The sequence below is a fragment of the Treponema bryantii NK4A124 genome, from assembly GCF_000421345.1.
Classification (GTDB): Bacteria; Spirochaetota; Spirochaetia; order Treponematales; family Treponemataceae; genus Treponema_D; species Treponema_D bryantii_B.
In genome coordinates, this window is sequence record NZ_ATWV01000004.1 from 230,102 (window position 1) to 243,898 (window position 13,797).

Consider the following 13,797-nt stretch of genomic DNA (forward strand, 5'->3'; position numbering starts at 1 on the left):
GTCGAGTACCATTTTTACCTGCGAAACTGAACTTACATAGCTGTCAATTTATTATCGTTGTAAGTTACTAAAGGAGGCGGAAGGAATGGATGATTTCTCATTTAAAATCGAAAAGAGTCTTGGAACTGTTGCTGAAGGTAAAGGCGGCTGGAACCTGGAATTGAACCTTGTTTCCTGGGGTGGAAGACCTGCAAAGTATGATTTGCGCAGCTGGTCACCTGATCATCAGAAAATGGGAAAGGGGTCGACTTTTACTGAAGATGAGCTGAAGGCTTTGAAAGAATTATTGAATAAACTTGAGTTTTAAATACGGTGATTTCGATACACCGCTTCGCGGCACTCAATCACCGTAACACCATTGATTACTCAACCACCGCTGTATCATAGATAGATAACTGAGCGCCGTTTTTAATTACTATCTCGTAAATCATTTTCTCCAGAAGTACATCTTCCATCTGTGTACCTCCGGAACGTATTTCCATATCAGTTGAGGCAAGCACTGCTAAGACTGCTGCAGCCTGTCCCATTGTCCAGACCTTAGCAGCAGAGCGGTACTGCTTTTGAAGCATCTGCTGAGGGATTGCCTGCTCTCCCCTTCTATGCCAGTCCTGCAATCTTCTGAAGCAGGAAGCAAGGCCCGCAATAATCATTACAGAAGAATTTTCTTTTGACAGTCTGATTTTCTGAAGAATCTGAAGGCCCTTTTCTAAACGCACCGGCGCAGGGTCTGAAGAATTTGCAAGTTCCTTAAAAAGGCTGAAGGCATTTTCTTCGCGGTTGTGAGTAAGAACTGATTCTACATCATCTTCCGTAATCTCATGATCTTTTGGAAAGAGAACAAAAAAACGGGAACATTCTGCAGCAAGAGACTGAGTATTATTTTCTATCAGCTCCAGAATAAGCTTGGCCGCGCCCTGCTCTATACGATACCCGTTTTTACTGAAGTAACTTGTAACCCATGGCAGTTTTTCATTTTCGAACATTTCCCAGAACTTTTTGCGGTTTGGAGTTGGTACAAGTTTTTCGAGCTTTGAATCTACAGAGATTTCGTCTGAAACAAGGATGAGCACAGCAGAGGGCTCCGGATTTTCAAGCCAGTCTGCAATCATCTGAATTTCATCTTTTTTCTTTATAAGCTCAGCGTTACGGCAAACAACACAAACTCCATCAGAAAATAAAGTACCACTCTGAAGAATTGTCATAACCTCACTTAGAGGAGTTTCGAGAAGATAAAAGGAATGTTCATCTATTACACCAAACTGTTTTTTATGGGAAGCCTTAACTGCTTCTACAGCATCATTACGCTTTCCAAATTCAGGGCCGGTATAAAGATAAATAGGACTGTTATTTGCCATCTTAAGTGCTCACTGCTGCTGCAAAAAATTAATATGTTCTGACGATGTTTGAAAGAATACCTACAATACGAACGTCTGTGCAGTAAATAGCCTGGAACTGTGGATTTTCCGGCTGGAGGCGGATTCTTCCAGATTCCTTATAGTAACGCTTAAGTGTAATTGCATCATCAATAACCGCAACAATAATCTGTCCATCCTGGGCTGTAGAAGACTGCTCTACAACTGCAAGGTCACCGTCTAAAATACCTGCATTAATCATGCTCTGACCGCGTACACGAAGAGCAAAATAACTCTTGCCAGGACGTACAAAAGGTTCTGTAAGATTTACATAGCCATCAAGATTTTCTTCGCTCAAAAGAGGCTTGCCTGCTGCAACAGTTCCAAGAACAGGAACCTTACCGATATAAGTTTCAGGCTCTTTTTCGCGGCAGTCTGAAAGAACACGAATTGAACGAGCCTTTTTCTGGCTCTGAGAAAGAAACCCCTTTTTCTGTAAAGCAAGAATATGATCCTGAACAGCACGAAGAGAAATACCAAAATGCTCACTAATATCGCGGACTGTTGGAGGATAAGAGTTTTCTTCTGTGTAAGAAGAAATATAGTTTAAGACTTCTTTCTGGCGGTCTGTTATTCCTCGCATCAAAGCCTCCTTATTCTTCTTCGAATTTGCTGTTAAAGAGCTCTTCAATTACAGAAGCAGCTTCTGACTCGTCAGGGCCAATAACCTGCATTGTAAGCTGAGTATTATAGCCGGCACCCATTGCAATTACACCCATGATTGATTTTGCGTTTACAGCAGCACCATCACGGGAAAGTGTAATTTCACTTTCAAACTTGTTTGAAGTCTGTGCAATGATTGCTGCAGGTCTTGCGTGAATTCCTGCTCTGTTCTGTACTGTTAAAATCTTCTCTATCATATCTCTTTCCTTGGCAGCCTCCCTGCCTGATTTCATATTTTAGTAAGAATCGTCATTTCCGTTATAAACGGTCTGCGCTTCTCCTGTTTCAATCCATTTTAATACATTCTGATTAAAATCTTTTGCCGAATTATAACCCATATTTTTGAGACGCTCGTTCATAGCGGCCGCCTCAATAATAATAGGAAGGTTTCGTCCAGGGCGAACCGGAATCTCAATAACAGGAACCTTTACTCCAAGCAATTCCTTGTATTTTGATTCTGTACCAAGACGGTCGTAAGCCTTTGAAGAATTCCAGTCTTCCAGCTGAACAATAAGCTGAACTTCCTTCTGGTCGCGGATGGCACCTACACCATAAAGCTGGGAAATATTAATGATTCCAAGACCGCGGATTTCCATATGGTGGCTGATAACTGTGTTTGCACCACGGCCAAGAATAATGTTTCCGTTTACACAGCGGATTTCTATAATATCATCTGCAACAAGACGGTGGCCGCGTTCTACAAGTTCAAGAGCAGTTTCTGACTTACCTACTCCGGAGTGGCCGGCCAGCAGTATACCAATACCGTAAACTTCGACAAGAACTCCATGCAGAGTCTGATGCGGTGCGAACTGATTTGCAAAAACACGGATTATACGGTTAGAAAACTCTGTAGATGTAAGACTGGTCTGGAGAAGAGGACAATAACTTTCTTCTGCAATACGGCGAAAATCTTCTGTAGGTTCAAGATTATAGGTAAAGATACAGCAAGGCATCTGTGAACGGAAAAAGTTACGGATTGAATCTGTATTTTTTTCTTTATGAAGCTTCTGAAGGTAGGCTGTTTCACCGCGGCCAAAAACCTGAACACGGTTAGAGGCAAATGACTCGTAAAAACCTGAAAGGGCAAGTCCCGGACGGTTTAACTCTGGTACGGTAATTGCTCTTGGCAAACCACGACGGCCCGCAATGCATTTTAAATCGAGGGCATCATGACCTGAGAGTTCGAGATCGAGCAAATCCAACACAGTGAATTTCTTATCTGCCATACGCGTTTACTATACACAGTTTTAGATATCTTATCAATAGAAAAAGGTTTTTTACATAATATTTTTATCTTTTTCAAATTCTAAATTTGTTTTTTCGCTAAACCCGTGTTACTATAAAGGTGATGAAGAAATGTATTTGTTGTGCATTCTCATCTGCCTGCGTATGCAGGTTTACATCACTTTTAGCCGAAGTAAAGCAAATTTACTTCACAAGGAGACAACTATGACACCATCAATTACCGCAGTAGGTTTCTCACTTTCACAGAAGCAGTCTGAAATGGTTGAGTCAAAACTCAAGAGAATTGCTTATGCAGATGACCTGATTGTTGACTTGCTTATGAAAATTAAGCAGGACAAGGCTTATGTCTTCGATACTACAGTAAACTTCAAATGGGGAACTCAGGCTCACGTAACCGGAGAAGATTTTGATTTTGGCGCAGCCCTCAACAAGATGATGGACGTGCTTGATAACAAAATCAAGAAGGAAAAAGATAAGGTTCAGAAGAAGTAAAAGAACTATGTCATGCTGAACTTGTTTCAGCATCTTTAGGATAGATCCCGAAACAAGTTCGGGATGACATTTTTACCGCTTATAGGAATTTTTTAATCCCAGCTGGGCGCGATATTTTGCAACTGTTCTACGTGCAATTTTCGCGCCCTTCTTATTTAACAGCTCGCAAAGTTCCCTGTCTGAAAGATTTTCATTACCAGGCTCAGCAAGCACTTCCTGTATTTTCTTTTTAATTCTGTCAGAAGAAATCTTTTTACTTCCATCACGATTCGAAACCCCGGATGTAAAGAAATACCAGGTCGGAAAAAGTCCCCATTCAGTCTGAATATATTTTCTTCCTTTTCTGGCAGAAGTCCGCGAAACTGTAGATTCATGAATTCCAAGATCTTCGGCAATCTCTTTTCGTGTAAGTACTTTTAAATGACCAGGGCCTTTCAGAAAAAAGTTTTTCTGGGCTCTTACAATTGCACAGCCCTGCATTATGATGGTAGACTCCCGGAACTGCAGGGAATTAATAAGCAGCTGGGCTTTGGCTACGGCAACCTTATCCATCTGAAAATCTGGTGAAATTCGAACTTCCGGTAAAGCTCCCGAAGCATATTTTATCTGAAAATGACAGTCTTCATTTCCCGAGACAATACCAAGAGAAAAGTCATCTGCTGCAGGACCTTCTTCTTTGCTTATTGTCAGCACTACATCCGGGCTGGCAGAATCTACTGCTTTTTCTGAATTGTAGCCCTGGGCCGGATGCGGATTAAGCGAAAGAATGAATTTTAATGCAGCCGAAGCAGATTTTTCTGTAAGCTCAAGAGCATCGAGTTTACTTGTGCCGGCAAAGGCTTTTTTATGCCAGGCCTCACGAAAGTTATTCAGTTTGCGGTTGATTTTTGCAGGCTCAGGCGGGTCTAGAAAATCAATATGACCATCAAGAATAAAAAGCGCAAGAGGATCCGGATTTTCAGAAAGCTGAGCTTGAATCAAAAGACTTTCTTCCGGGTTTCTACAGCAGGTACCAACAGGATCGAGTGACTGCACTATTTTTAAACAGCGTTCCAGCAGGGCTCTTTCAGCAGCCGGATTCTGCCGGGGCAAAAAAGTTTCGGGAGAAAGCATAGAACCGTAAAAGCCGTTTTTATCAAGGTTGTAAATAAGTTTTGTACAAAGCTCAATTTCTTCATCTGAAATTTTCATGGCATTCAGCTGATGAAGAAGATGAGCCTGAAGTGTTTCTCCATAATCTTCCTGATTTTCAAGAATCTGCTGAAATTTATCTGCCTCTTCCGGATTCCCAAATTTTGAATAAGAAACAGGCTCGCGAACAATTTCAAGGGCAGGATTATCACTGACAGCCCTGTAAATTTCTTCGCGCAAATCTTCATTGCCCATTGCAAGAAAATTCAAAGCGGTTATCTGAACCTGAGAAAGTTTTTGTACCTGTTTAAGTTGCTGGTGAATTTCCAGATTGAGTTTGTTAGCCATAAGCTCTTACCGCAAAATTATAGCATAAAAGCCCCGTAAACTGTATACTTGCATTTATGAAAAAGATTGAAGATTTTGGAATCCGTGTACCGGAAATCCTTTTGCCAAAGAATATTGATGTTGCCAGCTGGTCTGTAATTGCCTGTGACCAGTATACCCAGGATTTAGATTACTGGAAGCGTGCTGAAGCGGCTGCCAGTGGAAAGCCTTCTACGCTGAATCTGATTCTGCCGGAAGTTTATCTTAATTCTCCGGACAAAGCTCAGCGCATTGAAAAAATAAGAAAGACCATGAAAGAATATATTGAAGGCGGTGTTTTTGATTCGCCACGTAAAAGCATGATTTATATAGAAAGAAAAACTGCTTTTGGCCGAACCCGTCGTGGTCTTGTTACTCAGATTGATCTGGAAACTTACGAATGGAAGCCATTTTCAAAGGCCAATATCCGCGCCACAGAGGCAACAATTGTAGAACGAATTCCTCCACGCATGGAGATTCGCCGTGGTGCACCTCTTGAACTGCCCCACATCATGCTTTTGGTAAATGATAAGGATGATGTACTGATTGGCGGAACCGGTAAGGCTGTACGAGGCAAGGCTCCAATTTACAGCGGTGAGCTGATGTGTAACGGCGGTTCTATCAGCGGCTGGGCAGTAGAAAGCGAAGCTGAAATTACAGGCGTAACAGAGGCTGTAAACAAGATAGCAGAGACTAACCGCGCCGCAGACGGTTCTACCTTCCTTTTTGCTGTAGGTGACGGAAACCATTCTCTTGCAACCGCAAAGGCTGTCTGGGATGAATATAAAGAAAAGCTTATTGCAGGCGGAGCTGACGAGGCTGCCTTAAAAGAATGCCCTGTGCGCTATGCCCTTGTTGAAATTGTAAATATTTATGATACAGGCCTTACCTTTGAGCCTATTCACAGAGTTATTTTTGATTGTGATGTTGAAGGCCTGATTAAGAGCCTGGCAGAAAAGCTTGGTGGAAGTGTAAGTGATATGGCGGGCTCTGCAGAACTTGAGGCTGCTGTAAAAGCTTCTCATGCAGATTTTGGATTTGCTTACCGCGAAGGTGGCAGCGGAGCGCAGAAATACAAGCTTTTGAAAACCGGAATAAAAGAACTGGCTGTCGCAAGACTGCAGCCGGAAATTGATGACTTCTTAAAAGCTGCTGCCGGCACAGGCGCTGCAAAGCCAGAAATTGACTACATTCACGGCAGTGAAGAAACACTTAAACTTGGCGAACGCGACAATGCAGTTGGCATCTTACTTCCACCAATTGCAAAGGACAGTTTCTTTGAAACAATCAACGGCCGCGGCCCGCTGCCACGCAAGAGCTTTAGCATGGGCGAAGCTGATGAAAAACGCTTCTACCTCGAGTGCAGGAAGTTGTTTTAGTTAAGAAAAAAACTGGTTCCCTACAACATGGGGAACCAGTGAGAAAGGAGTGTTTTTTATTTAGTTATTTAATTTATATATATAGCATCAATAAAGAGACTATTTTCTTCTGCAGTTTTACCTACAACTCCTAACTGATGTAACAAAGCACCTTCTGAATATTCTACTTCAATTAACTGCCATTCATTAGAACCTGTAATTAAAGTTTCAGCATCAGGTGCTACAGGTTTAATAGATGTATTTTTTTCAGAATAACAAGAAACATAAAGTTTCTGACCTGCTGTTACCTGTACATTAAGATTAAAACAACCACAAGCATTATCACCCTTTGTTATAATTTCATAAACTTTCTCTGTTGCTGAGAAGTTATCTGCTTTAATAACAAACTTACCACCTTCTGGGACATACCAAGGATTATTATTTGGAGTAAGAACAGAGTTTGCAGCATCATCTGCTTTAAATAATACAGTTGCTCCTTCTGGGATTTCAAATTCTGACAGAGACTCGAATGGAAGAAGTGGAAGTTTTGCAGCTTCAAATTCTACTTTTGCTTCTGAAAGCGCATAAATTGCAGCATAGATTTCTGACTGAGTAGAAGAAGAATTGTCATTTACAGCATTTGCAGTTTCTATTGCGTCAGCAAATGCTTCATAACTAGTCTGAGGATACTGACCTCCACTAGTTCCAACGATTGCATTGTCCTTAAACTCAGTAGCTGCTGTAATCAAATCTACCAAAGGAGTTCTGAAAACTTCAATTTCTGAGTCTGCCTCAAGATACCAGGATTTTACAGTAACACTTCCTGTACCAAAAAGCTGAAGAGCAATCTGTTTACTAGTTGCAGCTTTAGTAGACTCACTAATATCAACTACGTAAACAGACAAACCATCTTTTTCGATTGGTGTTACTGTAATTGATTCATCTCCAGAACCTGCAAAAAGAATAACTGCATTTGATGCTTGGAAATTAGATTCATCAACATATGCTACAACACGGTCAAATCTTGAAAAATATCCAGCTGGAATATCACCATATGCAAGGTTTACACGAGGAGCACCCCAGTTTGTACCTGCAGTAACGGTAATAGATCCATCAGGATTGTCAGTATATCTTGAACCGTTACCCCAATCCTGAAAATACTTAAAAGCATCAATTGCTCCGTCTCGAGTTCCAACTAAATATTCCCAATACACGCCTGTATTCGGAATCGTTCTGTTAGTGTTTCCGCCAGTGCTACCGCCGTTAGAATTTCCACCGGTTGTGTTTCCACCTGTAGTTGTACCGCCGTTTGTTGTGCCGCTGTTGCTGCCTGTTTCTTCTGGACTCAATGAAACTGAAGTATCTTCTTCAGCTACAACATCTTCTACCGGTGAAGAACATCCTGCAAAAAGCAGAGATGCAGCCAGAATTGCTGTTCCTAAAAACTTAATTTTTTTCATTTTTTTTGCTCCTGTATGTTTTTTTATTTTTTATTCGTTTCTTGATGGTACTGTTTCATTACCAGCTTCATCTAAGAACTTGATATTTTTGATTGAAATAATTGTTCCGAATGGATTATTATCTCCACCAATATCAAGTACACCGTAATCTCTGTTTCCAGGATTCTGCAATGTATATGTTTTTGTTTCAAAAGTTGTAGTAAGACTTACGTTTTTAACATTCTGCTTTTCAGCATTAGCATCACTCTGAGAAACCCAAATTGTTACAGGTGAAGAAGCTTTTGCATCAAAAGTAATTGTTTTTATACCTGTCATATTAAATGTCACAGCACCTTCATCAGCGCCTACATCTGCTTTATTACAGAAACACATACCCCACCATTCAGAGTTTTTTACTTTAATTTCAAGACAGTCTGCAGTTGGTGTAAGAGTTGCTGTGTCAACCCAAATCTGCATATCTGCGCCCTCAAACGTAGACCAGATTGGACTTGAAGAATTACTTCCAGAAGAATTTGAAGATTCTCCGGAAGAAGCACCTGCATCTTCACCTTCTTTTGTTGTTGCACCAAGGAGTTGTTCCTCTGTTGGCATATCGCATGCAACAACCGAAATCAGCATGGAAAGCATTCCTAATGCTGCCAAAAGTTTTAAACTTTTTTTCATAAAAAGCCTCCTGTTTTTTTTACTCTTTCACAATTACATTCTCATATTGAAATTGTAAAATTAAAAGTCCGATAATTTTCAGAAAAGTGTTATTTTTTCTGTTTCGGACTTTTTTTTCTGGGCTGCACAAAGTTTGTAAAAAATAATGTTTGTTATAACTAACAAACATTATTGATAAACGCGTACGTAGTCGATTAAGAATTCTGCATTACCACCTAAACTTGGTGCAAAGCCTGTTCCACCAAGTTGTCCGCCGATTGCAAGATTTAAGATAATGTAAAATTTTTGATCATATGGCCAGTCTTCAATTGTCCCATTATTCTCATAGCCTCCCACTGCAACATCATCGTAGTAACAAGTGATTTCCTGCTCGGTCCACTTAATTCCAAATGTATGCCATTCAGATGAGAGATTTTCATCATAAGTCTTCCCACCAATACTTTTTGGATTAGCTGCAAAATGACCTCGTGCATGAAGACTACTGAAAACTCTATGATCACAATTTTCAATTGCTGGAGCATTCTCCATAATGTCAATTTCACCACAATCAGGCCAATCAGCTCTTCCATCAGGCATCATCCAGAATGCAGGCCATGCACCCTTACGGTCTGTAATTTTAAGGCGAGCTTCTATGAAACCATATTTCCATGATTCCTTAGAATTTAAGCGTGCACTTTTCCATTCGCCGTTTTCATATTTTGCTTTAATTTTAAGTACGCCTTCTTCTACAACAGCAGTATCTGCAGTTGTAGTATTATCTGTATAGTTCTGAAGTTCCTGATTACCCCAGCCATCATTTCCATGGCCAGTCTGATACTTCCACTTTGTAGTATCAGGAACCCCTTCATAATCAAACTCATCATGCCATACACAGGTGAGACCATCTTTTTTGTAAATTGTTGTACCATCTTCTGCTTCTTCAGCTTCAGTTTTAATTGTTTCTTTTGTATCTTTAGGCGGCATAAACATACATGATGTAGTCATAAATACTGCTACTCCTGAAAGGAGCAGCAATCTTAATTTTAAAGAAAGCTGCTTTTTCATAAACTTATAATCCTATATTTAAGTAACTTGTGATTTCTACATAAGTAGAACCGTTCATTACAGAACCCTTTGGCAATGCACCGTATGGGTCTGAGCTGTACTGACCGAACTTGCGGCCACTTACCTTTACACCGATTCTGTTTGTTGGTTCAAGGAAAGATGGTGCCTGGTCAAAGCCGTAGGCAATATCAAAACTGAACTGGAGCGGGAAGGTCTGGTTGAAGTTGCGCCACCAGGTTTCCGGTCCCCATGTATTGAATGACCAGTTAGTTGAGCCTATCCAGTGATTGTAGCGGACAGCGAGTCCTGCATTTACAAAGGTAATAAGCTCTGGTGTACCGGCTCCTTCATAAGCTCCTGTTGTTGCTCCAAGACATCCACCATCAGCTGTTGCAATAATGCGCAAGCCTGGAATAGGATTTGTAACAAGTCTTGCACCAAGCTGCCAGAGGTTTTTCTGTGCAGGAAGAGCACCACCGTCGTACCAGATATAGTTACTGAGTTCTACACCGTTTGGCTTTGTTACAGATGTCCATGTATTACTCTTGAACGGAAGGTTATCTGTTTTACCGGCGTAGATTGTATACATACCTGTAAGAGAGAAGGCAATTTTTGCACCTTCAATATCATCACTATTCCATTCGTGGAACCAGGTTGCTCCTTCAGGGTCGTAAGTAAGAACTGCTTCAATTTCAATTGCCTGACGGTTTCCAAGTCCTACTGCAAATGGTGAACCTGTAAGAAGGTCTCGTCCATTTGGCTGCTGAAGCGGAACACGGGCGCGAATAACCGGCTTGAATACAAAATCTCCATAACTTGCATCTACTCCAAGCTGAGCTTCAAATCTGTTTCCTGCTCCTGAATCTGCAGTAAAGAAACTTCCGCGAACTGCAGCCGGATTTGTATCTGCTACAAGACCGCGGTAAATTGCGTTACCGTAAATGTACATGTGCTGGAACATATTTGTACCAAGCTGAAGGTAAGCACCAAGTGTATCTGCATAATTAATCTTTGCAAGCTGACCGTCTGAAGTTGTATACTTTGCACCTACCTTTTCGTTACCTGCATGAAGCACACCGATTTTCATTGTTGCCCATGGATCAATAAAGGCATCTGCATAAACAGAAAGTTTTCTTCCGGCTCCGTATGCATTATAAGGATCAAGAGTAACATCTGATCTTGCACCAAACTCTTCTGCATAAACTACGCCGATTGTAAAATCCGGAACATAGGCAGAAACTGTAGGGAACCAGCGGAAGTAATTTGCCTGAACCTGAGGTTTTGCACTTCCCCAGATTTCCGGTCCACCGATTACTGAAAGTCCCTGCAAGAGTCCTTTACCAACAAATTCTACGGCAACAGGTCCTTTTGAACCGTATGTGTCGTAACCGATAATATCAAATGCTTCTTTTGAGATATTGAATACATCACCTGTATTTTCAAAGCTTGCGTGACCAACATGGTAGTAGCCGTTTACATCAAAAAGATTTCCAGTGTAATTCATTGATGCAGAATAGAGGTCTACATACTTAAGTTCCCGCTCTGGAGCAACATCTGCAGAATCAGGCCCCTTCTTGTAATATGAGGCATATTCATCACCAAGATTTGTCTGAGGTGCATCTGTCCAGGCTTTTAATACTACAGAGCCCGAAAGATTTTCTACCGGCTTTACTGTAAGACCAAGAGTAGCTTCTGCACTTACACTTGTTTTCTGATTTTCATCTTTTTCATTGATGTATTCAAAAGCGTCTTTTGTACCACGTCTCTTTTTAAGAGCACCCATCATTCTGTTTGCATAAAGAGGTGTTGTTGTCTGTACATTTGCACTAAGGGTATCAATCTTAATGATATTATTTTCATTAATCATTTCTTTGATTGATTTTTCATTTCCGTTTGCAAGGTACATTGCTGTGTCGAGTGACGCAAAGGTCTTATCAATATCAGCTTCTGTAGACTTGTAGAGAGAAAGCTTCCAGATATCCTGAAGAAGATAATATGCTGCACGAGGAATGCGCTTATTGATTCCGCGGTCTGTCAACTTACTCTGAGCACAGATACCGAACCATTCCTCATCCATGTTGTTGAGGCCATCACGGTAGTCGAGCTCGTAACCAGAGTTTGACCAGGTACCTGTATCATTATGAAGCTCAAGATCTTTGTTCTGATAATGCTTCCACCATTCATCAATCCATTCAAAAACGAATCCACCAATTACATTCTGAGAGCGGCCCTTGCCGTAGCCCTGCTGGTAGATTTCTTTCCACTGGCTCATAAGATAAACCATCTGAGCATACTGGTCTTCCTGATGAGTAATTTCGTTATAGGCATCTGCACCTGCTTCTGTAAACATAAGAGGCTTGTCGAGAACCTCTGCAACATTCTCATAGAAAGAATCATAGAAGCGGAAACCACGATAAGCGTTTACACCAAGAATATCGAGAGAAGGACAAAGCTCCTTAATCAGCTCGAGATACTGAGTATCACCGTTTACAATTCCAACAGGGTGGAATGGGTCGATTTCTTTACAGGCTGCCATTGCTTCTTCGAGAAGGCTGTAGAGGTAGCCTGCTTTTACTGTGTTCTGTTCACCTACAGGGAGGTTTTCAATTTCTGAACCAGACCATACAAGTCCGTAGTTACTTTCGTTACCGAACATGTACATAAGCACACCGTTTACTGCACGGTATTTTTCTGCTGTCTCTTCTGCCATGGCAACAAGAGTTTCGCGGGTGTACTGGTCTGAATAATCTGTGTTTGCATACCAGGTGCCGTTTACTGTAACACCGTAGCGGCCAAGCAGATTATTTACGATTGTGTAGATTCCATATTTTGTGTAAATGTACTCTACCCATTTTGGAGGAATATCACTAAAGCAGCGGATTGCGTTTACGCCCATTGCTTTAAGCATTGGCATATCTGTATCAATCATGCGTTCAATGTATTCGTCGCTCTTTGACCACAAATCATAAGTATGAGTTTCACCAATTGGTGTGTAAGACCATACGATTCCTTTTACTTCAATTTCCTTGCGGCCATCCATAAGGCGCCAGCCGTTTGCATCTTTTTTTACATTGATGAACTGAGCGAAAATTGAAAGATTAATAAAAGCAAGGATTGCTGTAAATACAGCTATACGTTTTTTATTCATCATCTGCCTCCAGTTCTGCATCAAGATCTACTACAACTCCGTCGCCCCATGAACTTGCGTCTACGTAAGTATTATCCCTAGCACTGTTCCAGTGGATAAGGCGGGCACGTTCTTTTCCTTCGTCTGCATCGTTAATCTGGAAGTCGCCGCGTACCTTCTGCTTTGGCTTGAGTTTCTTAATGCTCATAAGTGAGAAAGGAACTGCAGCTTCGATTTTGTAACCATGTTCGCTGTAAACAACGGCAGCCTTAATGCTTCCGCTCATTGAAACGTCGTTTACACTTACATCGTAAGCTACTTTATTTGATTTGCTCTGTGGTACAATTCTTACACGATGATCTGTTGATTTATAGAAAGTGTGATAACTTGTATCTGTACCAAAGAAGAATTCGATAGAGTCATCGCGCCAGGCCTGTGGAGCAGGAAATTTATTTTCCTGTGGCTGGTCATCATTAATATCTGCAAAAATATAGAGGAAAGAATCGTCTGCTCGAACCTTAAAAAGTCCGTCTGTATTTTCCGGATTGAACATTCCACCGTAAACCATGCGGCGTACGTGGATTCCATCCAGCCCTTCCCACTCATTAAATTCTCCATCGATTACAGGAGATTTTGAGCCTGAATAATAAACTTTGAAGTTCTTTTCCTGTTCACCAGCATCTGCATATGCTTCTTCCGGAGGGAGATAAGGAGCTTCAACAATTTTTTTTGCGTGAATTGTAAGACATGATGAAAGAAGTACCATTGCTCCTGTCAAAAGTCCGGCGCAAAGAAAAATCTGCTTTTTCATTTTTTACCTTCCTGATTTTTTTATC

The 13,797-nt window shown here is 41.1% G+C and carries 13 protein-coding genes; 3 read left to right on the top strand and 10 right to left on the bottom strand.

The genetic code is table 11. The features are described 5' to 3' along the window. Positions 1–85: 85 nt before the first annotated feature. Complete coding sequence (locus G626_RS0105675) at positions 86–307, top strand: YdbC family protein (RefSeq protein ID WP_022931824.1); 222 nt, start codon at positions 86–88, stop codon at positions 305–307. A 55-nt stretch (positions 308–362) separates the two neighbouring features. On the opposite strand, the gene holA is transcribed toward G626_RS0105675, so the two are convergent. The 4 genes from holA to hprK are packed head-to-tail and all read right to left on the bottom strand — an operon-like array spanning position 363 to position 3,301. Beyond that, the gene (gene holA, locus G626_RS0105680) at positions 363–1,355 is read right to left on the bottom strand and encodes a DNA polymerase III subunit delta (protein WP_022931825.1); all 993 of its coding nucleotides are present in this window, start codon (positions 1,353–1,355) and stop codon (positions 363–365) included. Between the two features lie 28 nt (positions 1,356–1,383). Next, complete coding sequence (lexA, locus tag G626_RS0105685) at positions 1,384–1,995, bottom strand: transcriptional repressor LexA (RefSeq protein ID WP_022931826.1); 612 nt, start codon at positions 1,993–1,995, stop codon at positions 1,384–1,386. Between the two features lie 10 nt (positions 1,996–2,005). Next, positions 2,006–2,272, bottom strand: a complete 267-nt coding sequence (locus tag G626_RS0105690; protein WP_027726998.1) for an HPr family phosphocarrier protein — start codon at positions 2,270–2,272, stop codon at positions 2,006–2,008. A gap of 39 nt (positions 2,273–2,311) precedes the next feature. Then, entirely contained in the window at positions 2,312–3,301 is a 990-nt protein-coding gene (gene hprK / locus G626_RS0105695) for an HPr(Ser) kinase/phosphatase (protein ID WP_022931828.1), read from the bottom strand. 223 nt (positions 3,302–3,524) lie between these two features. Between hprK and G626_RS0105700 the strand changes: the two genes are divergently transcribed. Continuing rightward, complete coding sequence (locus G626_RS0105700) at positions 3,525–3,812, top strand: HPF/RaiA family ribosome-associated protein (RefSeq protein ID WP_022931829.1); 288 nt, start codon at positions 3,525–3,527, stop codon at positions 3,810–3,812. A 72-nt stretch (positions 3,813–3,884) separates the two neighbouring features. On the opposite strand, the gene G626_RS0105705 is transcribed toward G626_RS0105700, so the two are convergent. Next, entirely contained in the window at positions 3,885–5,291 is a 1,407-nt protein-coding gene (locus G626_RS0105705; protein ID WP_022931830.1) for an RNA polymerase factor sigma-54, read from the bottom strand. 56 nt (positions 5,292–5,347) lie between these two features. Here G626_RS0105705 and G626_RS0105710 point away from each other — a divergent pair, with 56 nt between their 5' ends. After that, positions 5,348–6,688, top strand: coding sequence for a DUF1015 domain-containing protein (locus G626_RS0105710; RefSeq protein WP_022931831.1), 1,341 nt, complete (start codon positions 5,348–5,350; stop codon positions 6,686–6,688). Positions 6,689–6,756: 68 nt separating this feature from the next. Here the strand turns inward: G626_RS0105710 and G626_RS0105715 are convergent, their stop codons facing one another. From G626_RS0105715 to G626_RS0105735, 5 genes are all read right to left on the bottom strand, one after another. Next, positions 6,757–8,127 (bottom strand): hypothetical protein, encoded by a 1,371-nt coding sequence (locus G626_RS0105715; RefSeq protein WP_022931832.1) that lies wholly within the window; start codon positions 8,125–8,127, stop codon positions 6,757–6,759. 30 nt (positions 8,128–8,157) lie between these two features. Next, entirely contained in the window at positions 8,158–8,790 is a 633-nt protein-coding gene (locus G626_RS0105720) for a hypothetical protein (protein WP_022931833.1), read from the bottom strand. A gap of 168 nt (positions 8,791–8,958) precedes the next feature. Further along, complete coding sequence (locus tag G626_RS15540) at positions 8,959–9,774, bottom strand: glycoside hydrolase family 16 protein (protein ID WP_196800461.1); 816 nt, start codon at positions 9,772–9,774, stop codon at positions 8,959–8,961. A 64-nt stretch (positions 9,775–9,838) separates the two neighbouring features. Next, positions 9,839–12,982: a glycoside hydrolase 5 family protein gene (locus G626_RS0105730; RefSeq protein WP_022931835.1), complete on the bottom strand. Its 3,144-nt coding sequence runs from the start codon at positions 12,980–12,982 to the stop codon at positions 9,839–9,841. Beyond that, positions 12,975–13,772, bottom strand: a complete 798-nt coding sequence (locus G626_RS0105735; protein ID WP_022931836.1) for a sugar-binding protein — start codon at positions 13,770–13,772, stop codon at positions 12,975–12,977. Before G626_RS0105735 ends, G626_RS0105730 begins: the two co-directional genes overlap by 8 nt. Between the last annotated feature and the right edge of the window lie 25 nt (positions 13,773–13,797).